The sequence below is a fragment of the Planococcus sp. PAMC 21323 genome, from assembly GCF_000785555.1.
Taxonomy (GTDB): Bacteria; Bacillota; Bacilli; order Bacillales_A; family Planococcaceae; genus Planococcus.
Genome location: NZ_CP009129.1, coordinates 2,294,155 through 2,316,099, shown reverse-complemented (window position 1 = coordinate 2,316,099; position 21,945 = coordinate 2,294,155). Strand labels below are relative to the sequence as shown.

Here is a 21,945-nt window from a genome sequence, read left to right as displayed (position 1 = left end):
AATAGTCATATAAAGTGAGTATCAGTTAATATATGTATAATGTCAACAGAAAAATGGGTATTTAATAGGTATTTGAGAAATATAGTTAATTCTTTTAAATCACTTTAAAAAGACGTTTTACAGAATCAAAGATAATAAATCTAAATATTCTAATTATTTAAGTATTACTAATTCTTTTGTGCTAGAATGAACGTTAATAGAGTTTTATTTGTAAGGGAATGGGAATTTACAACTAAGTAAATTGAAATAAAAATCAAGTATGGGGAGGCATCTTCGAATTGAAGGATATCTATTTTGAAAAAGACTACGGTCGTTTATATGAACAGATTGAAAAAGGGGTTTGCGAGGTGTTTAAATTTCAACATCCATTTGGAAGAGTCGACCATATGTTCATAAGGAGAGTTATCTCTATGGATCTGAGAGAAGAAGCTTTCTACGATATTACAACTCCATACGGATATGGAGGCCCACGCATTAGTGACTGTAAGGAGGGGGCTAAAGCAGAACTTGTTGCAGCTTTTCATCATGCATTTGAAGAATATTGTCTACAAGAGAATATTATTAGCGAGTTTGTGCGTTTTCATCCATTGTTTACAAACGCACAAGACTTTGAAAGCTGTTATGAATTGACATTCCGTCGGTATACGACAGGAACAAACTTGAAAGATTTTGACGATCCCATTAAATCCGAATTCTCTAGATCAAAACAGAAAAGTGTTCAAAAAGCGTTAAAAGCGGGTGTTGAGTATCGTGTAATTGTTAATCCACCAGATTTAAAAGAATTTAAACACCTATATTACGAAACGATGAACAGAAGAGGTGCGGCATCTGTTTACTATTTCGATGATGCATATTTCGATGGGCTCCTAAAATCTTTTGGTCCGAGTATTGTAGTTGTAGAAGTGGTATATGAAGGAAAAATAATTGCGAGTGGATTAAACTTTGCTTATGGGAAGTTTATTCATATTCATTTGTCTGGAACGTTACAGGAATATCAAGATTTGTCGTCGGCTTTTGTTATGCGATATGCTTTAGTATTATGGGGAAAAGAACACGGAATGGAGCTTATCCATGAAGGTGGAGGTTTAACGGGTAAGCCAGATGATCCTTTGTATCTTTTCAAAAAACAATTTGGAAAAAATACCGAGTTTTCGTTTTATGTAAGTTATAAAGTTTGGAATCAAAAAGTATACGACCTGTTATGCGACAGTGTCGGTGTCGATAAAGAACACGCTTCTTTTCCAGCCTATCGTTCAGCGCCTTTAAAATTAGTGAAAGAGTAACTTTATTTATTAGAAATCGAGTGTTCATGAGAGAAGTTTGCTTTTAAAGCGACTTCTTTTTTATTTGCATAATTCTCTCTTAGACGGCTTTTTCAAGTGAGTGGTATAATCAATCGTATTGAAGAAAATGATTTTTAAGTAAAGGATTTGTCGTATGAAGGTATACAAATATGTTTCTTGGATAGCTGTATTTTCCTGGATGGCTGTCATTTTTTATCTTTCTCATCAACCAGGATCAGCTTCTAGTCAATTAAGTTCAGGTATTGTCGCAGCATTGCTCGAGTTAATTGAAGGGATAGCTCCTCAATTAAATATTGATATTGAAAGTTTTCATACTTTTATACGGAAAAACGCTCATTTTTTCGCTTATTTTTTATTAGGTTTGTTGAGCTTAAATGCATGGAGAAGTAGCGGGTATCGTGGAGTTAAACGATTAATATTCGGTTTTGGTTTGAGTGTATTGTTTGCTGTAACGGATGAAGTTCATCAATTGTTTATTGAGGGACGTAGCGGTGAAGTTCGAGATGTGTTGATTGATAGCGCAGGTGTTGGATTAAGTGTAGTAATTTACACTTTAATTGGTAATTTATTGGTTTTTCAGAAAGAAAAGACAATAAAAAGAAATTTTAAATAGATTAATAACAAAATATAGGTTTAATTTGGTTTTAAAGTCTTATCCATATTCGAATTACTGGTACATAAGAATCTATCATTTGATTAAAATTAAGCGTAAAATAGGTTGAATCAGAAAGATTAATGGCAATTGTAAGGAGAAGTGCAATCATGATAGTTATTAATTTACTTAAAAAGAGGTGGAATGTATGTGGGCTTTATTAACAGGCGGCTTTGTGTTTGGAATGACTGTTCTTTTCTCTTTAGGAAAAGCAAGTTCGAAGCGTGAAGAAGCTACCCACAGCCACCGTGAAGAGTTGTTAGCACGCAGTGAAAACTCGGGTGCTGACTCAGTGCCGGTAGTAAGATCAAGTACGGAATCAACTGAACAGCGACAATCACATAAAGGAAATACAGCAAGACATCCATCAGAGCAAATCTGACGGATGTCTTTTTTAGTCCTTATTAACCTATTTTTAATAGTTATCTGAATTATCGGACAATAAGCTGTCGTTTTTATATAGAACTATGTATGATAGAAGAGAAACGAATATTCGCTACAGGAGGTGTCATAAATGAAAGCGAAAACTATCGGGTTTCTTTTTATTGTTTTATTAGGCATGGCTGGGTTTAGTTACTTATTTTTAATCATGGAAAAGATGACACAGAATGAAGAAGAACAAAATGGACCAGAGAGCTATAGTGCGAGTTTAGATGAAGTAGAAGATAAAACAGTGGAACTTCAAAAATCTATAGATGATACTCCGGCTGGTGGTACGTTAGAAATCCCTCCTGGTGTCTATAAATTAAGTAAAAATCCAGACCTTAAGGCAACTACTGGTTATGGAGATAGTTATTTTGCCTTAAAAATATCAAAACCAATTACTATTTTAATGGAAGAAGCAATATTTAAGACAGATACGGACGATGAGTATGGTGTATTTTGGGTTGATAAAACAAGCGATGTTCATCTTAAAGGTGGATTTTTAATGGGAGAACGTTTGCCGGAAGATGGTTCATTAACATCGCATATAGGTATATTGTTTTTATACACAAGTGATAGTTCAATTGAAGATACTTATTTGAAAAATTACTCACAAGGTGTACACCTTAATCATTCGAATCATAATGTTGTAAAAAATGTTACTTCCGAGTTTAATTATGGATCAGGGATTATTAATTTTGATTCAGACGATAACCTCATTGATTCGTGCGTTGTACGAAATTCTGGCGATGGACATCTGTCCTTATACGGTGGCGGTAAAGATAATCATGTAGTCAATTGTCTTGTGACTGAAGATCGTCCTGGATTTGACGATCAGCAAGGCATCACCGTAGAAGGTGAAACAAGCAGTTTGATCGAAAATAACACAGTGAGTGGTTTTTATTATGGGATTGATATTAAAAACGATTCGAAATCGAATATCATCGAATCGAATATTGCTTTTAATAATGAATACAATATAGCAGTACGTGGTGGAGATGGTGGGGAAAACCTCGAATTGCCAAGCTATAATACGCAAATATTAAACAATATGGTTATCGATCCACGCGATAAATCTTCCTATGGTATTTATGTAGGTGCAGGAAGTGGCCATGTGGTAATCGGGAATACGTTAAACTTTGATAATTTAATTCTTCCTGACAAAGACATGGAGATTTATGAAAGTCAAAACTATTTTGTCGGAGAAGACGATCATTAAAGGTTGATTTGTGAAACACGCTTCTTGCTAGAACTCGTCATGGGTTCCTAGAAGCGTGTTTTATTTTGCTCAGGTGCGGTTTTAACATGTTGGGGTGTGGAAAAAATGGTTTGAGGTGCGGTTCCTGCACGTTGAGGTGCGCTTAAAGCTGTACGTGGTGCGGTTAGAGAGAAAAGAGGTGCGGTCGACAATTTTTTCAAATCAACTACACCTCTAAATGGTATAATTGGAAATAGAATAGCTTAAAGGAGGTCAACATCAGATGGCAATTTTGGTTTGCGGAGGCGCAGGGTATATTGGCAGCCACACGGTCAAAGAATTGGTAAATACATACGACGTTGTAGTGCTGGATAATTTGACGACAGGTTTTGAAAAATTAATCGATCAAAAAGCCAGCTTTGTTAAAGGAGACTTGGGCGATCCAACAATTTTAGATGAAATTTTTACCACCCATAAAATCGATGCTGTTTTTCATTTTGCGGCAAATAGTTTAGTGGGGGAATCAGTGGAGAACCCTCTAAAGTATTACAAAAACAATGTGAGTGCAACCTTGGTGCTATTAGAAAAAATGATTGAGCATGGTGTAAAGCGATTTATCTTTTCTTCTACAGCGGCAACATATGGTATCCCGGATACAAACATGATTACTGAAGAAACCTTAACAAATCCAATCAATCCATACGGTCGTTCAAAGTTGATGATTGAACAAGTTTTAGCTGATTTGGCAAATGTGCAAGATTTCCAATACGTTGTCTTGCGTTATTTTAATGCAGCAGGCGCGCATGAGTCTGGTGAAATTGGTGAAAGCCATGATCCTGAATCGCATTTAATCCCTATAGTATTGCAACATCTTCTTGGTCAACGTGACAAAATTTCTGTATTTGGAACAGATTATGAGACAGCTGACGGAACATGCGTCCGTGATTATATCCATGTGACTGACTTAGCGCATGCACATATTTTATCGTATGAAGGTATGGCGTCTGGAAAAATTGCCAATCAAACCTATAATCTTGGTAACGGAGCAGGGTATTCCGTAAAAGAAATTATTGAGACGTGCCAGCAAATATCCGGTAAACGAGCGATAATCGAATATGCACCTAGACGAGCTGGCGATCCAGCTGCATTAGTGGCTTCATCCAATAAAATCAGTAGCGAATTAGGATGGACTCCGGCCTATGATTTGGACGCAATCATTTCTAGTGCTTGGGCATGGCATTCAAAATAGAAAAATGGGAAGCAGAATTTTCTGCTTCCCATTTTTATGACCAGCGATAGGCTGGAAAAAGTTCGGTTTCTGGTTTTGCTTGTGTAGCTATATTCAATTTGTCATAAATTTCTTGGTTCCAGATTTTATTGCCAACATAATAATCGAATTCTGTATTTTTGCCAAATCTTTTTTTAAATAAATACAATGAATCATCAGGACCTGGATTAACGCCACCGCCAGAGTGAATGTATTCAACCCCGTGTTCTTTAGCCCATAGTACAATCGCATAGGTCATGACATAGACAGGTGATAAATGATTGATATCGCCTTCAATAGTGCCTGAAAGGTGAGTGTGAACAAATGGACCAGTGTGGAAATGAAGTTCTGCCCCAATCACTTGTGAGTCGTAAATCGCTTCAACTAATATGATTTGTTTGCCTAAATTCTCAATCATTTTAGAGAAGTACGTATCGTCAAACAAGTAAAAGGCTTCAGCGCCAACTCGTTCCATGGTTGTAAGATAGATCTCTTGAAAATGATCTAAGTTAGATGGGTTTTCTGTGATTCGATAAGTCACACCATCTCTTAATGCTTTGCGTATTCTTTTGCGAGTTGAGCCTGAAAACTCTTCTTGTATGGGATCTTCAAATCCTTTTAATGTGATGCCGGTTGTGTGTCGCCTAAATAAAACGGTATAGCAAGACTCGAAATCTTGAGCATTATCAACAAGCGGGTGAAAGCGAACAAACTCACTAACTATTTTTTGTTCTAAGCAATAGTCTTGGAATGCTTGGCAGAAAAGATTGACTAACTCATCTTTACGCGCCTTATCTTTTAGCTCAGTTATAACGGGACCCCCGTAACCATAAGGAGTCAGAAGATCAAAATAAGGTCCCCCTTCTATAGAGACTGGAATCTCTCGTTTAATAAACTGGTGATAAACTGTACCTAAAGCGTGCTCGAATTCGAAAACCTCACAGTTCCCGCCTTCGATTTCCTCATACAGTTCGACATAATCTTTCTCGAAAAATACATCTCTCAAAAGTAAAACCTCATTTCCGAATAGTTTTTCAGCGTATTAAATATTCTTTTTTATTTACTAATGCATTTAGTAAATATGAATTACAACTTAAATATAACTAAATTTTCAAAAAATAATTTTATAAGGTAAGTATAACGGACATTATAGGTGATTGCGAGGGGGTAAAACCTTTTTATTCGAGTAAAAATGAGGGATTCGTTTGAAAGTAGGAAAGAATGAGGTAGAAAATGGGTATTTTTAAAAAACAAGTATTCAGAAAAATGTGCATTTAAAGAAAATTTGGCTTATACTAAAATTAACTTCCACTTACACATTTTACGAATTGATCGATAGGTTAAAGGAGAGTTGTCGATGACCTACAAAAAAACTATTCGCTTTCTGCTTTATGGATTAGGAATTTATGGGCTTATCGCTATTTTAATAATAGGACAACATTCATTCTTAGCAAATGAAAAGACTAACGACAAAATACAATTCGGAGCAGAAGGTGATGGAGTGACTAATGATACGCAAGCGATTCAGCAAGCTATTGATGAAACGCCAATAGGTGGAGAATTACACATCCCACCTGGCATTTATAAAGTGACAAAAAACCCTAATCTAAAAGCGAGCACTGGATATGGTGATAGTTATTTTGCTTTAAAAATATCAAAGCCAATGACTATTTATATGGACAATGCGATTTTTAAAACCGAATCATTAGATGAGTATGGCGTGTTTTGGATTACGGCTACGGCCGATGTCCATTTAAAAGGCGGTTTTTTAATGGGGGATAAATTGCCTGAAAAGGGAGCATTAACTTCAAGTATTGCTATTCTGCTTCAAAATAGTCAGGAAAGCTCGATTGAAAATCTGTATACAAAAAACTATTCTCAAGGAATTCATTTACATCATGCTAATAACAACATCATCCGAAATGTAATAACCGAATCTAATTATGGTTCGGGCATTATTAATTTTGCTTCAGACTACAACACGATTGAATCTTGTGTTGTTCGAAACTCAGGGGATGGTCACCTTTCTTTATTTGGTAAAGGAAAACATAATTTAGTAAAAGGGTGTATGGTGACTGAAGATCGTCCAGGCTATACTGATCAGCAGGGGATTACCGTAGAAAGTGAAAAAGGCAGCATAATTGAAAAAAACATGGTGAGTGGTTTCTATTACGGAATCGACATTAAAAATGGAGCAGAAAACAATATCATTAAAGGCAATGTCGTTTATAACAATGAATTCAATATTGCTGTAAGGCCGGGAGACGGTGGAAAAAACTTGATGACACCGAGTCAAAAAATTAGTATCCTTAACAATTTAGCCATCAGTCCAAGAGAAAGCTCGGAACGCGGAATTTATATTAATGTCGGTGAGGGCCATATTGTCCAAGGGAATACTGTGGAAGAAAATAATTTGATTTTGCGCGATGAGGAGTTACGAGTAAAATATCAACGAGAAAATTTTATCGTTAAAGACGAATGATAAAACAAAATTTAATATATTTGTAAATTTAGTTAATTTTTATCTGAATAATCTATTTTTAATGTATTTTTATGCTAAGATACGATAGGTATAGGAAATTTATCGCCATTCTACTCAATTAAATTTGGGTGTAGTATTCTAGTCTTTTATTTAATCGGATGACAAGAAATTATTTAATTGTAGAGGAGTCTGTGATTTATGCTGAACCGGATAATGGTGAGTATTGAATGTAATAGTTATAATCATGAAAAATTTATAGCGGAAGCGTTAGACAGCATGCTAATGCAGAAAACAGATTTCGCTTATGAGATTTTAGTTCATGACGATGCATCTACTGACCGAACAGCTGACATCATTAGAACTTATGAACAAAAGTATCCGGATATCATCAAACCCATCTATCAAACAATAAACCAATATTCACAAGATATCCCTTTCGAGGTGTACAATAGTGAACGTGGATTAGGCAAGTACATCGCCGTTTGTGAAGGTGATGATTACTGGACCGATCCGGAAAAACTACAAAAACAAGTAGATTATATGGAAGCACATCCGGAGTGTAGTATGTGTGTGCATGCTGCTGAAAAAGTTTCTGCTATAACAAAAAAAAGGGTGGATACTGTTAGACCTAGTCGAAGAGATAAAATTTTTTCAGTCGAAGAAGTAATAGAAGGTGGTGGAGAGTTGTTCGCTACCAATTCGATTATGTATTCACGTAAAAAAATTCCTGGGATGCCAGAGTTTTACTTGAACGCTACAATCGGTGATTACCCAATGGTAATATTAGGCGCGTTAAGTGGAACGATATTTTACATGGAACGGAATATGGCTGCATATCGAGTAGAAGTTGAAGGCTCATGGACAGATGTCTATCTCTCAGACATCTCTGCTAAGAAAAAACATCTTCAAGATATTGCAAATTTACTTGATGAAGTAAATGCTTATACTAATTTTAAATACGATAATGTAATTAGTCGTACAAAAAAAAGAAATCGTTTTTACTTGTTATTAAAACAACTAAAAATTAAAGAAACAATGAAAAAAGGGTACCGACAGTTTTATGTAAAGCCCGAATTTTTTAAGCGGATCTTTAAGCGCATTACTATATAAAATATCCTCGTGATTATATGGTTAAAAAGACAGTTTCTGTAGCTAGTAACAATAGCTACTTGAAACTGTTTTTTTATTTGGATTGTTGGAACAGAAGAAAATACATAGTTGGATGTAGACCTCCTTATTTAGTATATTTTTCAAACAGCTTAATAGAATTAAAAATGAACGATTCTAAAAAATAGTAAAGATATAACAGTAAAATGAAGAGTCTTCCTTAGAAATTTATTCAAATATTAGTCGAAATGATGTTGGAAATAAAAAGAGTGGAATAATTTGCAAAATAAAAAATAAAAATTAATCTAAATTATCTGTCATTTAAGACATATATTGTGTTAGAATGATTATCAAGTACAAGAATTAAGCACAAAGTAATATGTTTGGAACGGATTTGAGCTTTATAAATCTTAAATTAGATTTGATATACCTACTCAATTAGGTATATATGCGGTATTCTAATATTTCTGAACTTTCTATTTTTATCGTATAGAGTTAGGAGAAGGCTTATGAAACAGGAAAACTCATTAAAGAAAAAAACGATTAGTGGACTGTTGTGGAGCTTTGGAGACATGCTGGGCAACCAAGGCATCCAGTTTGTTATCCAGATTATTCTTGCTCGATTATTGACTCCTGAAGCCTTTGGATTAATCGGAATGATTTTAGTGTTTGTAGCACTTTCCAATTCTCTTGTTGACAGTGGCTTTACACAAGCATTAATCCGAGATCAAAAAGCAAATCAAACCGATTATTCAACAGTTTTCTACTTTAACTTGGCTGTATCGATTTTAATATATGGCGTGCTGTTTTTATCGGCACCGTTAATCAGTAATTTCTTTGATCAAGCACAGTTAACGTCTATTATTCGAGTGCTTGCATTAGGTGTCATTATTAACGCATTTTCGATTATACCTAGAGCCATGTTTACTAAAGAAGTGAATTTTAAAGTTCAAGCAAAAGTTAACATGGCAGCGAGTATTTTGTCTGGAGTTATAGCAGTTGCAATGGCTGTATCAGGTTATGGAGTATGGAGTCTTGTGATTCGCATGTTAGGTATGAATCTAATCCAGGCATTATTACTCGTATTTTATAGAAGATGGCTACCATCTCTTACTTTTAGTATTCTCTCGTTTAAGCGTTTGTTTGGATTTGGTTGGAAGCTGCTTGTGTCGGGGTTGATTGATACAACTTATAACAATATTTACTTCTTGATTATTGGGAAGCAGTATTCAGCTGGAGCTCTTGGGTACTTCACAAATGCATCAAAATTTAGTGATGTAGCCACGCAGTCTTTAACAGCGACAATACAACGAGTAACTTATCCTGTACTAAGTGAAATTCAAGATCAAGAAGAGCGTTTAAAACAAAGTTTCAAGAAAGTCATTAAACTTTCAGGATTTTTAATCTTTCCACTTATGGTTGGATTGGCGGCTGTTGCAGAACCATTAATCTATTTGATTTTTGGGGCGAAGTGGTTGCCAATGGTACCTTATTTCCAACTACTGTGTATTGCTAGCATGCTGTATCCGATTCATGCATTAAACTTAAATATTTTGCAAGTAAAAGGACGGTCGGACTTATTTCTGTACTTGGAAATTATTAAAACAATCATTCCGACAATCCTGATTGTACTTGTCATCTGGATGGATTGGAGCATTACCATATTAGTGGCCACGATGGTTTTAGATTCGCATTTGTCTTTGTTTATCAATATTTATTTTTCGGGACGAGAAATATCGTATGGCGTTAAAGAGCAAATTCGTGATTTGTTACCAATTTACGCCATTTCTTTAGGAATGGGAGCTATAGTTTATGGCATCGAAAAGCTTCTTCCTTTTTCCGCTCTCGGAACGTTAATTCTACAGATCGGAATTGGGGCAATTCTATACATTGCGGTTTCTAAACTGCTGAAAATTAAAGAATTTGATACTGTCTACGATTTAATAATACCCGCAATAAAAAAGATAATTCCCGCTAAGGCGGGGTAGCGACTAGAAAAGATGCTTAATACGGGAGGGAATAGAATGGCAAAAGCTTTCGAACAACCCATTTATGTAACAAGACCTTTATTGCCGAATATTGATGCGGTTACAGACAGAATGAATGCAGTTTGGAAAAGTAAACAACTAACAAACTTTGGCGCGCAACATGACGAATTGAGTGAGAAACTAAAAGCCTATCTGGAAGTAGATCATATGTCGATGTTTTCTAACGGCACATTGGCATTATTGCTTGGACTGAAAGCTTTAAAGCTAACAGGTGAAGTAATTACAACGCCATTTACATTTCCAGCCACTGTACAAGCGTTAGATTGGAACAATTTAACACCTGTATTTTGTGATATAGATCCAGTCACATTTAATATGGACGCTAATAAAATCGAAGCTTTAATTACTGACAAAACGAGCGCAATTTTGGGTGTTCATGTATTTGGTAATCCGTGTGAAGTTGAAAAAATTCAAGCAATTGCTGACAAATATAAGTTGAAAGTCGTTTATGATGCAGCTCATGCTTTTGGTGCAAAAGTAAACGGTACCCCAATTAGTAGTTTTGGTGATATGACGATGTTTAGTTTTCATGCAACAAAGCTATTCAATACAGTCGAAGGTGGAGCGTTAACTTATCACGACGAAGCATTAGATAAACAATTAGGGTTATTACGGAATTTCGGAATAGTAAACACTGAAGAGGTCGCATTGTCCGGATTAAATGCCAAAATGAATGAAATTCAAGCAGGAGTCGGATTGGAAGTACTTAAAGTAGTGGAAGATGAACGAGATAAGCGTCATAAGGTAAAACATGTTTATGAAGAAAACTTAGCCGTTATTGAAGGAATTCGCGTATTAACAACACTTGAAGGAGAGTCTAGCAGCTACCAATACTTTGTGATTGAAATTGATGAAGAAAAGTTTGGTCTTTCGAGAGATATGGTTCATCAGGAACTTCAAAAGCATAACGTATTCGCAAGAAAATATTTTTATCCACTTTGCAGTGATTTTGAATGGTATAGCGATTTAGCATCAGCGCAACCTGAAAACTTACCGGTAGCTCGAAAAGCTGTTCAACAAGTGTTAGCAATGCCTTATTACGGTGAATTACCAATCGAATCTGTTCATGAAATTTGTGATATTATCGAAGACCTTTATGTAAAGCATATCAATTTATTTCAGTTACAAGAAATGAGGGAGCTAGGATGAAAGGGATTATATTAGCTGGTGGAACGGGAACACGTCTTTACCCGTTGACAAAATCAATTTCAAAGCAAATGCTGCCTGTGTATGACAAGCCAATGATCTATTATCCATTATCTGTGTTAATGCTTGCGGGTGTAAAAGAAGTACTGATTATTTCAACGCCAAGAGACATTTCTGGATTTTTAAGTTTGCTCGGAAATGGACAAAAGCTGGGTATCAAGTTGGAATATGCGATTCAAGAAGAACCAAATGGATTGGCCGAAGCTTTTACCATAGGAGAGAGTTTTATCGGAGATTCATCAGTTGCTCTTGTTCTTGGTGACAATGTTTTTTACGGCTCAGATTTTGGTAGTCGTTTGACTGAGTCGGCAGAACTCACAAAAGGCAGCATTATTTTTGGGTGTCACGTGGCAGATCCAAGAGCTTACGGAGTGGTTGAAGTCGATGATGATTTAAATATTGTTTCTATAGAAGAAAAGCCGGAAAAACCGAAATCTTCCTATGCGATTCCGGGACTGTATTTCTTCGACAATCAAGTGGTAGAAATTGCTAAACAAGTAACACCTTCAGAGCGTGGGGAAAAAGAAATCACTTCCATTATCAACGAATATTTAAAACGCGGAGAATTACATGTGAATATCATGGGCCGTGGGCTTGCGTGGCTCGATACAGGAACACATGAGGCGCTGCTAGAAGCATCAAATTTTGTAGAAGCGATTCAAAAGAGACAAGGTTTATATGTAGCTTGCCTTGAAGAAATAGCATACCGAAAAGGCTATATTAGTCAATCAGATTTGATTGACTTGGCGCAGTCATTGAAGAAAACCGAATATGGCAAGTACTTGTTGGACATTGCTTGTGAAAGATCACTTTCCCCGAATAAATCGTAAAGGAGCGCACCTATGGAAAATATACTCGTCACCGGCGGAGCGGGATTTATCGGAGGTAACTTTGTCCAATACATGGCCGCTAACTATCCAAACTATCATATTTATAACTTAGATTTATTAACTTATGCAGGTGATTTAACGAAACATCGAGCGATTGAAAACAATGACAATTATAGCTTTGTTCATATCGATATCGCTGATCGCCAGGCTGTAAGAGCATTGTTTGAGAAAGTTGATTTTAGCTACATCGTTCATTTTGCGGCTGAAAGTCATGTTGACCGATCTATTGCAGATCCCGGAATTTTTGTTCAAACGAACGTACTTGGAACACAAGTCTTGCTTGAAGTTGCAAAACTGGCAAACATTAAAAAATTTGTTCACGTTTCTACAGATGAAGTATATGGAGAATTAGATTTTGATCCAACTACTTTTTTTACAGAAGAAACACTGCTTCAGCCAAGTAGCCCATACAGTGCTAGTAAAGCATCTTCGGATTTGTTAGTTAAAGCCTATTACGAAACTTACGGCTTACCGGTCAATATTACGCGATGTTCCAATAATTATGGTCCATTCCATTTTCCTGAAAAATTAATTCCGTTAACAATTTCACGCGTATTGAATGACCAAAAAGTGCCTGTTTATGGGGATGGCAAAAATGTTCGAGATTGGTTACATGTGCAAGATCATTGTTCAGCAATCGATTTGGTGATGCATAGTGGAGAAAACGGTGAAGTTTATAATATTGGCGGACATAATGAGCAAACAAATCTCGCTGTTGTAAAGACAATTATCCACGCTTTAGGAAAATCGGAAGACTTGATCGAATTTGTTGAAGATCGTCTTGGTCATGACAAACGATATGCAATAGACCCGACGAAAATGGAGCGATTAGGTTGGCGACCTGTTTATGATTTCGATACAGGAATCGCGCAGACAGTCGACTGGTTTTTAGAAAATAAAGAGTGGTGGGAACAAATTATTAGCGGCGAATACCAACAGTATTTTGATAGGCAATATGTGCGCAAGTAACAACCTGTGCCTAGCCTAAGCTGCCAGTGAACAAGGGGGAATGGGGTAATGGCAAATCAGCCGACAATTAGTGAATTAATCGTGACTGCTTATCCGACAAAAAAATCAGTGAAAATACTAGAATACAAGACTGAAACGAGCTATTTGAAAAAACAGCTAGCCGATAAAGGATATGAAAACTATTTAGGAATTTGCACCCAAAAAACTGTAAAAGAACAAGACTTAGATCTTTATTATACTAATGAAAAAACACTGACGTATAAAAATAATGCAGAAGTGCTGATTATTAATCATGCTGATTTTCTGGATTTGAAAAATGCTTTTCATTCTTCTGCAGATATTATTGTGTTTATCCCGGAGAAAATAATAGACCGTGCAAGCTTTTTGCCTCTTTGGGCGTATAAATTAGCCAGAAAGAAAAAATGGGATTTCCGCTTTGAAAAATTTACCGATCATTTAGGAGGTACGCAAACTAGCATCATCTTCCAGCGGAATCATCAAAAAGAAAAGCAAGCACGTCAGTATTTATCCCCAGAGCTTGGACTCGAAAGTTTCTTTGACATTCTGAACCAGCGTCAGCTTGATTATGTGATTTTGCGTTGGTTTGATGAATTGCCGTTTTTAGAGCTAGACGAAGATGTTGATTTATTGATTGCTGACGAACATATTGAAAAGGTTAGAGATTTACTAAACGAAAAAGTGGGCATTTTGCCATTTGATATTTACAGTGTTGGAGGTTTAATGGGAAGTAATTTTAAAAACATTGCTTACTATCCACCATATATTGCAGAAACTATTCTGGATCAACGTCAGCTTTGGAACAATAAGTATTACGTACCGTCGAACGACCATCATTTACTAAGTTTGATGTATCATGCAGTTTATCATAAAGGGGAAAAGTCAGGAATTCCAGCGAAATCCGGAGGTATAGTCAAACAAATTCCGCAAGATCATGATTACCCTGGAATTTTACAACGCTTAGCAAATGAAACTGGACACAAGCTTGACGAAGTCAGTTTGGAATACTTCCATCATTTTCTTGAAGAAAAAGGCTGGGCGCCCTCGACAGATACAATCCGTAAATTGATCGGGGTAAGTGGTAATTGGCTCGAGTCAATTATTAAATCGAGTGAGCATAATTTCGATAAAGACGGCGAGTTAATGGTGTTTGTCGTAAGAGAATGGGCAGAAGAGCGACAACTGACTGATAAGATCATTGATTGGTTTGAGCGCAATGGACTTTGCCTTATTCGAGCAATCACACTCGATGAAGAACAAAAAAGAAACGCGGCACAAAATTTGAGGGGTGGAAATTGGGGGCAAGGACCATGGCCAGTAAGTGGCGGGAAGCCATCCACCTTACTGGTCATGTATGATTATCACCCAAAACCGTTACCTGCAAAAATGAAGAAAAAGTATCCGCATGTGTCAAACCAACATTATTTGTTGAAAGAACAATTACGTTCAGAAATTAATTTTGCTTTATCAAAAGATCAGCGTGCCAACCCGCTCCATAGCGCAGACGATGAAATTGAAGCGTTGGATTATATTGCTGCTGTAGCTCCAGATCTATTAAAAGAAGTTAGAGACCTTGTCACCGCTTGGGACGAGGCTTATCAAACTAAAGAAAAAGTGATTGCTGACGTTTCCGAGAAAAAACGCCGTGCCAAAGTAGAAGTTATTGAATATAAAGGACAAAAAGCTGTAAAGAAAACATATAAAGCGGGCAAAGAACGGTTTTTGGAACGTGAAAAATTCGTCTACGGCGAATTGAGCAAAGAATGTGAGTTTATACCAAAGTTAATAAGTAGTGGAGAAAATTACATTATCGTTCCTTATTTAAAAACAAATCCATTAACTGAAAGCTGGCATATAAAAAAACAAATTTTAAAGCGGAAACATAAGCAAGAAATTTTTAGCATTAATGAGTTTTTCTACAATAAAGGCTATGCGCTAATCGACTTCCATCCGGGGAATATCCTGTTAACATCTGAAGGCTTGAGGTTGATTGACTTTGAATTTTTGTATCGATACGAGAAACTCCCACCAAGCGTAAGTGATTCGTTTGACCTTAATGGATTCCCGGAAGATTTTGCAGAAGACCGTCCTTATGGAATATTTCCAAAGCAGCGACGGAATATGTGGAAAAAGATTCTATATTAAACTGGATTAGAGGAGTGCCCTATGGCGTCTTTAAAAAATAAAGCTGTAAGTAGTGTCAAGCTCACATCAATTTCAATGCTCGTGACGAGTGTTCTTCAGATCGCTCAGCTGCTAATTTTAGGCAAAGTGTTGGGTCCAAAAGTATTTGGTTTGATTGCTATGGTGCAAATTGTTATTCAATTTTCACAACTGTTCTTAGAAATGGGGATAACAGACGCTATTATACAGAAAGAAAAAATTAACAAACTTGAATTATCTAGTTTGTACTGGTTTTCGATTATGGTTGGTTTCATTTTGTTTATTGTCTTATTCTTACTAGCTCCAGTTATCGCGCTGTTGTTTAGCGAACCGAGCTTAACAGCCATGATCCAGGTTGTTGGAATTAGCTTTATCATTTTACCATTTGGCCTGCAGTTTCAAACGCTCGCTACAAAAAAACTGGAATTTGCACAAATCACTAAAAATGAAATTTTAGCGACTTCAATTGGCGTTTTGCTAACGGTTTACTTAGCTGTATATACAAGCCTTGGTGCATGGTCACTCGTTTATGGTCATATTGCCATGTCGTTAGTTAGAAGTGTTCCATGGGTGATAGCTGGCTACCGGGATACAGAGACCCGACCGCAATTAGTTTTTTCATGGCATTCAATCAAAGGATTTGTCAGCTTTGGGATGTATCGTTTAGGTTCGACGAGTATCAATTATTTTACAACAAAAATTGATCAAGTAGTGGTAGGTGCAATGTTAGGGCCAGTTGCACTTGGTTATTACAGCATGGCCATGAACCTTATTATGCAGCCGGTACAAAAGTTGAATTCGATGATTAATCGAGTGGCCTTTCCTGTGTTTTCAAAGCTCCAATTAGATAAAGGAAAATTGAGGAAAACCTATTTGTTAATTACGAATATGTTAACAAGTTTTAATGCTCCATTATTGGCGGGAGTTATTGTTCTATCGCCATATGCAGTACCGATTTTACTGGGAACAGAGTGGGAGAAAAGCGTTCTGATTATCCAACTCCTTTGTTTATACGCGTTATTTAAAGCTTTAGGAAACCCAAGCGGTAGCTTGTTTATCGCTGTTGGCAAAGTAAGGTGGAGCTTTTACTGGCAACTATTTCAACTAGGAATCATTCCAGTTGTCGTCTTTTTAGCAGGTTTGTCTGGTGAAATTGTTGTTGTTGCAATGGCTGTTGGTTTGCTTAGAATGCTACTATTCTACGTCAGTTATTTTGTAAGAATTCGTCATATTATAGGAGACAGCCTACGCGAATTAAATTTATCGATCGCTAAGCCGGTAGTACACTCATTTATTATGATGGCATTGTTGTATTTGCTTAATTCTCAGTTAACAGAAATTGGAGCGGTAGGCATTATAATCACTGACACGATTGTTGGAATGCTGATTTACGGGACATTGATGCTAGTAAATCAACGTGAATTAGTAGATGAGGTTAAAGGGTTTTTTCGAAAGAAAACGATAATGAAACAAGTGTAATTAGGATGTGCGAGAAATCACATATATATTTCATCTGCGAATAGATAGAAAAGTTTTGTTTAAAACATTAAATAGTCTAAATAATCTGTAATATTTAGACTATTGTATGGTAGAATAATAAAAAAAGTGAAAAAAATAAGTATATAGTCTTGGGTATAAGAGTGTTTTCGTTGATATAAGTTTTTAAATCATGAAAATCTTAGTTAATTTCCAGTTTGTGTATGGGAATAGCTTAAAAAGGTGGGGTATTTATGGATTTAGCGTCAAAAATATACGTAGCAGGACATCGAGGGCTTGTTGGTTCGGCGATTGTGCGAAATCTACAGGCGAATGGCTATCACAATCTAGTGTTTCGAACCAGTAAAGAATTGGATCTAACCAATTCCAATCAAGTTGATTCTTTTTTTCAAGATCAACGCCCGAATTATGTGTTTTTGGCAGCGGCGAAAGTTGGAGGAATTGTTGCGAATAATGATTATCCAGCAGAATTTATCCGGGATAATTTGATGATTCAAACAAATGTCATTGATGCAGCTTATCGAAATGGTGTGAAGAAACTACTGTTTCTGGGAAGCACATGCATTTATCCGAGACTTGCCGAACAGCCTATGCGAGAAGATTCCTTGTTGACAGGAGAACTTGAGCCGACAAACGAGCCATATGCCATTGCTAAAATAGCAGGTATTAAAATGTGCCAATCATATAATCGACAATATGGCACGAACTTTATATCAATCATGCCAACTAATTTATATGGGCAAAATGATAATTTTGACTTAACCAGTTCTCATGTGTTACCTGCATTAATACGGAAATTTCATGAAGCCAAAGTTGCTCAAGTTGAAACTGTAGAAGTTTGGGGAACTGGGACGCCGAAGCGCGAATTTCTTTACTCGGATGATTTGGCCGATGCAGCAATTTATTTAATGAATACCTACAGTGGTAACGATTTAGTTAACGTTGGTGTGGGGAGAGATATTTCGATTAAAGAGCTAGCCGAAAAAGTTGGGAAAACGGTCGGCTATACAGGAGATATTGTCTTTAATACGTCCAAACCTGATGGGGCACCGCGTAAGTTAGTGGACGTCAGTCGATTAAAAAGTCTCGGATGGGAAGCGAAAATTCCATTGGATGATGGACTTGAAATGGCTTATAACTGGTTTTTAGAACAAACAGAGATAGTGAAATTATAACCAAATGAGGGGGATCATTATGAAAAAGGCATTGATTACGGGAGTTAACGGTCAAGACGGTTCATTTCTATCGGATTTTTTGTTAGAAAAAGGTTACGAGGTACATGGCATTATTCGAAGAAGTTCGAGTTTCAATACAGGGCGCATTGAGCACTTATATATTGAAGAGTTAAAGTCGAGTGAAAACTTTTATATTCATTATGGGGATATGACGGATACGTCTAATATTATTCGTCTAATTAGCGAAATTAAACCAGATGAAATTTATAACTTAGCGGCAATGTCTCATGTGAAAGTATCTTTTGAAACACCTGAATATACAGCAGATGTTGATGGAATTGGAACCTTGCGTATTTTAGAAGCTGTTCGCATTCTTGGCTTAGAAAAAACGACGCGCATTTATCAAGCTTCTACTTCGGAACTTTACGGGAAAGTACAAGAAGTTCCACAGCGAGAAACGACACCATTCTACCCACGCTCACCTTATGGGGTTGCGAAATTATACGGTTATTGGATCACGAAAAACTACCGCGAGTCGTATGACATGTTTGCGGTAAACGGCATCTTGTTTAACCACGAATCTGAACGTCGTGGAGAAACTTTTGTGACGCGTAAAATTACGATGGCCGCTGCACGTATCTCTAATGGCAAGCAAGACAAACTATTACTTGGGAACCTTGATGCTAAAAGAGACTGGGGTTATGCCAAAGACTATGTAGAATGCATGTGGCTTATTTTGCAACACGATACGCCAGAAGACTTTGTTATCGCAACGGGAGAAATGCACACGGTTCGTGAATTTGCGACACTGGCTTTTAAACATGCGGGAATCGAAGTTGAGTGGCAAGGTGAAGGAATTGACGAAAAAGGTATTAATTTAAAAACAGGTGAAGTGGTAGTTGAAGTAAATCCAGATTATTTCCGTTTAGCAGAAGTTGAGCAATTAATGGGTGATCCTTCAAAAGCTAAAAATTTACTTGGGTGGAATCCGAGAGCGACAACTTTTGAAGAACTTGTAGAAATTATGGTGACGCATGACTGCAATTTATTGAAACATGAAAAGAGTGCGATTAGCGAATATTAAACTGAGTGGGTTCCTTATTGAGTGGAGGGATAAAATGCAATGGTGATTTTTAATGATAAAGTCAGCGTTATTATTCCAACGTTTAATCGTTCGGAATTGCTGAAAAAGGCTATAAAAAGTTTAGAGAAACAAAGTCACCGAAATTTAGAGATTATTATAATAGACGATTGTTCAACAGATGATACAGCGAATGTTGTTGCAAAAATGACAGATGACCGGATTATCTATCTAAAACATACTATTAATAAAGGCGGTTCGGAAGCAAGGAATACCGGTTTAAAAAGAGCGACTGGAAAATTCATCGGATTCTTAGATTCGGATGATCAGTGGCTGCCTCAAAAAATTGAAAAGCAATTAGCGAAATTTAGTGAAGAGCCAGATGTTGGAGTGGTTTACACAGGTGTACAGGTAGTAAATGAAAACAATCAGCCTACACGCAAAATAATACCAGAATATCGTGGAGATATTTTGTCAAAGCTGCTTGAGTTTAATTACATCGATACGACTTCATCTGTATTGGTTAAAAAAGAAGTATTAGATCGAATAGACGGCTTTGATGCCAGTTTACCCAGTTGCCAAGATTGGGATTTGTATATAAGACTGGCACAAATAACAAAATTTGATTTTGTAAAAGAAAACATGGTGTTGTTTTATCATCATAGTGGAGAACGTATCACCACTAATAAAACTTCGGTGCTTAATGGGCATATAAGTATTTTTAAAAAGTACAAAAATTTAGCACAGCAACAACGTAAATCAACTCTTCATCGTTTTACGTTAACCATATGGAAAGTTGTATTTCGAACTGGAATTATTGGTCAAAACAAAGATACCTTGAAGTTATCAAGAGGAATATTGCTAGAAGGATTTAAAGGTGACCGAATTTCTGTGAATTTTCTATTTCATTATTTTTCGACGTTTTTGCATGTAAAGATTTTAAGTTATCTCTATAAGCAATCCAAAAAGAACGGTAAAAAATCCCAGTTGTTTTCTGCGGATGTACCCTCCTAACTTGTTGTTAAAGAGAGGATAATGGATTGTTAAATAAGGGAATTATAAATAAAGGAATGAGATTATGGATAAGCGCATTGAAGCCGACGATCGATTTGAAAAAGTCCTGTTTATCATCGTCAATTTAATAACTGGGATTTCAGTGATCTATTACCTGCTTCACATAGGTCAGGTTTTCAATGCTGATGATCCATGGAACTTATTTATTTTAATTATATTTTCCTTCAAGTTATTAATGGACATTTATATTTTTAAGATTGGATTTTCTTCTTTTTCACTTGTGCTTTTGTTTTTACCCATAGTTAGCATATTAGGGTATGCACCGATTGGAGAAGTTCAACCACTGTTTAATGATCGCACACATCTTATTGAGCGCCATTTTTATACATTGGCATTTGGTGCAATGTTTTTCTATTATGCTTGGTCGATTTTATTGTGGGTATCCAATAAAACCTACGGTAATTACGATGCTAAGATTTTGGCATATTACTCCGGAACAGTTCATAGTTTATTGGCCACTTGGTTTTTTAGCGCATTAGCTGTAGTCTCGGCGATTATCTATTTGCCGGATTTACCAGGGGGGGCGTATAACGAACTTTCCCCGAGTTTATTGCCCGGAAATGCTTGGAATTCTGTTGTTGTTATTTCGTATTTCTTTGTGTTAATGGGTGTTAAGGAAAGTGGATTGCGAAAGTTTGCGATTTTTTTCGTTCCATTTTGGTTATTGTCTCATTATGCCCGAGTCGATATTTTGGGATTACTTCTAATCTTGTATCTACTATTAACAGCTACTAAGAAACTAGATGTCATTAAGTCGAGCTTTTCACTTAAAAAAGCTGCATTGATTGCAGGAGGATTATTGCTTTTTTCTTATCTAGGCTTGGTAAGGCATTCGGGTCTAATTTTTGATGGCCAGGCGATCCTAGATTCTGTTTCGATTCTCGTCAATTATCCAACAGTGCAAGATCTTGTTTATTCGACTGCAGCTGCTATAGAAGTGACACATACTTATGGTAATTTTTATACGTTTGCCGACTATATTCCACAATTGATTCCTTCTTTTCTAGGATTTGAAGCAGAAAGTCCAGAAGCAGGTCATTTAGTAGCTTCGCTCATTCACACAAACTACGGTTTGTTTGTATACGGGGAATTTTACTTGAATTTTAGAGTGATCGGACTAGTTTTGGCGCCGTTTGTTACATATTTCGTTATTTTCACGCCAGCACTTATATTGAGGAAACTTTTTGGCAAGTTTGGGCTTGCGCTCGGGTATTACTGGATTGTGTTGACCGTTGCGCGAGTGTTCTGGTATGGCTTTATTTATTACATAAAGCCATTGATTATCATATTTCCGGTATTCATCATCATTTATCTCGTCATTTCATCGTTCGAAAGAGACTTGGTGGATAAACGTGAATTAAATTCTGCAGATCCTCATTAAGGTTTGCCGC

General features: G+C 36.4%; 18 protein-coding genes. 17 read left to right on the top strand and 1 reads right to left on the bottom strand.

Annotated features, from left to right (window positions below; genetic code table 11):
* Positions 1 to 410 precede the first annotated feature (410 nt).
* From PLANO_RS11595 to galE, 5 genes are all read left to right on the top strand, one after another.
* Positions 411 to 1,283, top strand: a complete 873-nt coding sequence (locus PLANO_RS11595; RefSeq protein WP_331429107.1) for a peptidoglycan bridge formation glycyltransferase FemA/FemB family protein — start codon at positions 411 to 413, stop codon at positions 1,281 to 1,283.
* Positions 1,284 to 1,437: 154 nt separating this feature from the next.
* A complete protein-coding gene (locus PLANO_RS11590) occupies positions 1,438 to 1,917 on the top strand; it encodes a VanZ family protein (protein WP_038704607.1) in 480 nt (159 codons plus the stop codon).
* Positions 1,918 to 2,104: 187 nt separating this feature from the next.
* Complete coding sequence (locus tag PLANO_RS11585) at positions 2,105 to 2,338, top strand: hypothetical protein (RefSeq protein WP_038704606.1); 234 nt, start codon at positions 2,105 to 2,107, stop codon at positions 2,336 to 2,338.
* A gap of 132 nt (positions 2,339 to 2,470) precedes the next feature.
* Positions 2,471 to 3,598 (top strand): right-handed parallel beta-helix repeat-containing protein, encoded by a 1,128-nt coding sequence (locus PLANO_RS11580; RefSeq protein WP_038704605.1) that lies wholly within the window; start codon positions 2,471 to 2,473, stop codon positions 3,596 to 3,598.
* Between the two features lie 262 nt (positions 3,599 to 3,860).
* The gene (gene galE / locus PLANO_RS11575) at positions 3,861 to 4,826 is read left to right on the top strand and encodes a UDP-glucose 4-epimerase GalE (RefSeq protein ID WP_038704604.1); all 966 of its coding nucleotides are present in this window, start codon (positions 3,861 to 3,863) and stop codon (positions 4,824 to 4,826) included.
* A 34-nt stretch (positions 4,827 to 4,860) separates the two neighbouring features.
* Here galE and PLANO_RS11570 read toward each other — a convergent pair whose 3' ends face one another.
* Positions 4,861 to 5,850 carry a GNAT family N-acetyltransferase gene (locus PLANO_RS11570; protein WP_038704603.1) on the bottom strand — a complete coding sequence of 330 codons (990 nt, stop codon included), beginning with the start codon at positions 5,848 to 5,850 and terminating at the stop codon, positions 4,861 to 4,863.
* Between the two features lie 351 nt (positions 5,851 to 6,201).
* On the opposite strand from PLANO_RS11570, the gene PLANO_RS11565 reads away from it, so the two are divergent.
* The 12 genes from PLANO_RS11565 to PLANO_RS11510 all read left to right on the top strand — a co-directional run bounded on the left by PLANO_RS11565 (position 6,202) and on the right by PLANO_RS11510 (position 21,935).
* On the top strand, positions 6,202 to 7,326 hold the full coding sequence (locus tag PLANO_RS11565) for a right-handed parallel beta-helix repeat-containing protein (RefSeq protein WP_038704602.1): 1,125 nt from the start codon (positions 6,202 to 6,204) through the stop codon (positions 7,324 to 7,326).
* Positions 7,327 to 7,524: 198 nt separating this feature from the next.
* The gene (locus PLANO_RS11560; RefSeq protein ID WP_038704601.1) at positions 7,525 to 8,436 is read left to right on the top strand and encodes a glycosyltransferase family 2 protein; all 912 of its coding nucleotides are present in this window, start codon (positions 7,525 to 7,527) and stop codon (positions 8,434 to 8,436) included.
* A gap of 506 nt (positions 8,437 to 8,942) precedes the next feature.
* Complete coding sequence (locus tag PLANO_RS11555; RefSeq protein WP_038704600.1) at positions 8,943 to 10,421, top strand: lipopolysaccharide biosynthesis protein; 1,479 nt, start codon at positions 8,943 to 8,945, stop codon at positions 10,419 to 10,421.
* Positions 10,422 to 10,457: 36 nt separating this feature from the next.
* Positions 10,458 to 11,630 carry a DegT/DnrJ/EryC1/StrS family aminotransferase gene (locus PLANO_RS11550; RefSeq protein ID WP_038704599.1) on the top strand — a complete coding sequence of 391 codons (1,173 nt, stop codon included), beginning with the start codon at positions 10,458 to 10,460 and terminating at the stop codon, positions 11,628 to 11,630.
* The gene (gene rfbA / locus PLANO_RS11545; protein ID WP_038704598.1) at positions 11,627 to 12,517 is read left to right on the top strand and encodes a glucose-1-phosphate thymidylyltransferase RfbA; all 891 of its coding nucleotides are present in this window, start codon (positions 11,627 to 11,629) and stop codon (positions 12,515 to 12,517) included. Before PLANO_RS11550 ends, rfbA begins: the two co-directional genes overlap by 4 nt.
* A 12-nt stretch (positions 12,518 to 12,529) precedes the next feature.
* Complete coding sequence (gene rfbB, locus PLANO_RS11540) at positions 12,530 to 13,546, top strand: dTDP-glucose 4,6-dehydratase (protein ID WP_038704597.1); 1,017 nt, start codon at positions 12,530 to 12,532, stop codon at positions 13,544 to 13,546.
* A gap of 48 nt (positions 13,547 to 13,594) precedes the next feature.
* Positions 13,595 to 15,709, top strand: a complete 2,115-nt coding sequence (locus tag PLANO_RS11535) for a protein kinase family protein (RefSeq protein ID WP_038704596.1) — start codon at positions 13,595 to 13,597, stop codon at positions 15,707 to 15,709.
* A 21-nt stretch (positions 15,710 to 15,730) separates the two neighbouring features.
* Positions 15,731 to 17,206 carry an MOP flippase family protein gene (locus tag PLANO_RS11530; RefSeq protein WP_038704595.1) on the top strand — a complete coding sequence of 492 codons (1,476 nt, stop codon included), beginning with the start codon at positions 15,731 to 15,733 and terminating at the stop codon, positions 17,204 to 17,206.
* A 251-nt stretch (positions 17,207 to 17,457) separates the two neighbouring features.
* Positions 17,458 to 18,399, top strand: coding sequence for a GDP-L-fucose synthase (gene fcl / locus PLANO_RS11525; protein WP_038704594.1), 942 nt, complete (start codon positions 17,458 to 17,460; stop codon positions 18,397 to 18,399).
* A gap of 19 nt (positions 18,400 to 18,418) precedes the next feature.
* Complete coding sequence (gene gmd, locus PLANO_RS11520) at positions 18,419 to 19,483, top strand: GDP-mannose 4,6-dehydratase (RefSeq protein ID WP_038704593.1); 1,065 nt, start codon at positions 18,419 to 18,421, stop codon at positions 19,481 to 19,483.
* A gap of 39 nt (positions 19,484 to 19,522) precedes the next feature.
* Entirely contained in the window at positions 19,523 to 20,494 is a 972-nt protein-coding gene (locus PLANO_RS11515) for a glycosyltransferase family 2 protein (RefSeq protein WP_038704592.1), read from the top strand.
* A gap of 64 nt (positions 20,495 to 20,558) precedes the next feature.
* Positions 20,559 to 21,935, top strand: coding sequence for a hypothetical protein (locus tag PLANO_RS11510; RefSeq protein ID WP_038704591.1), 1,377 nt, complete (start codon positions 20,559 to 20,561; stop codon positions 21,933 to 21,935).
* The last annotated feature ends 10 nt before the right edge of the window (positions 21,936 to 21,945 follow it).

What these genes read in the sequence shown, in the direction of transcription:
- galE (WP_038704604.1), top strand. Translation starts at nt 3,861, where the DNA reads ATGGCAATTTTGGTTTGCGGAGGCGCAGGGTATATTGGCAGCCACACG.
- rfbA (WP_038704598.1), top strand. Translation starts at nt 11,627, where the DNA reads ATGAAAGGGATTATATTAGCTGGTGGAACGGGAACACGTCTTTACCCG.
- PLANO_RS11555 (WP_038704600.1), top strand. Translation starts at nt 8,943, where the DNA reads ATGAAACAGGAAAACTCATTAAAGAAAAAAACGATTAGTGGACTGTTG.
- PLANO_RS11590 (WP_038704607.1), top strand. Translation starts at nt 1,438, where the DNA reads ATGAAGGTATACAAATATGTTTCTTGGATAGCTGTATTTTCCTGGATG.
- PLANO_RS11530 (WP_038704595.1), top strand. Translation starts at nt 15,731, where the DNA reads ATGGCGTCTTTAAAAAATAAAGCTGTAAGTAGTGTCAAGCTCACATCA.
- PLANO_RS11585 (WP_038704606.1), top strand. Translation starts at nt 2,105, where the DNA reads ATGTGGGCTTTATTAACAGGCGGCTTTGTGTTTGGAATGACTGTTCTT.
- rfbB (WP_038704597.1), top strand. Translation starts at nt 12,530, where the DNA reads ATGGAAAATATACTCGTCACCGGCGGAGCGGGATTTATCGGAGGTAAC.
- PLANO_RS11560 (WP_038704601.1), top strand. Translation starts at nt 7,525, where the DNA reads ATGCTGAACCGGATAATGGTGAGTATTGAATGTAATAGTTATAATCAT.
- PLANO_RS11515 (WP_038704592.1), top strand. Translation starts at nt 19,523, where the DNA reads ATGGTGATTTTTAATGATAAAGTCAGCGTTATTATTCCAACGTTTAAT.
- PLANO_RS11595 (WP_331429107.1), top strand. Translation starts at nt 411, where the DNA reads ATGGATCTGAGAGAAGAAGCTTTCTACGATATTACAACTCCATACGGA.
- PLANO_RS11565 (WP_038704602.1), top strand. Translation starts at nt 6,202, where the DNA reads ATGACCTACAAAAAAACTATTCGCTTTCTGCTTTATGGATTAGGAATT.
- fcl (WP_038704594.1), top strand. Translation starts at nt 17,458, where the DNA reads ATGGATTTAGCGTCAAAAATATACGTAGCAGGACATCGAGGGCTTGTT.
- PLANO_RS11580 (WP_038704605.1), top strand. Translation starts at nt 2,471, where the DNA reads ATGAAAGCGAAAACTATCGGGTTTCTTTTTATTGTTTTATTAGGCATG.
- PLANO_RS11550 (WP_038704599.1), top strand. Translation starts at nt 10,458, where the DNA reads ATGGCAAAAGCTTTCGAACAACCCATTTATGTAACAAGACCTTTATTG.
- PLANO_RS11535 (WP_038704596.1), top strand. Translation starts at nt 13,595, where the DNA reads ATGGCAAATCAGCCGACAATTAGTGAATTAATCGTGACTGCTTATCCG.
- gmd (WP_038704593.1), top strand. Translation starts at nt 18,419, where the DNA reads ATGAAAAAGGCATTGATTACGGGAGTTAACGGTCAAGACGGTTCATTT.
- PLANO_RS11510 (WP_038704591.1), top strand. Translation starts at nt 20,559, where the DNA reads ATGGATAAGCGCATTGAAGCCGACGATCGATTTGAAAAAGTCCTGTTT.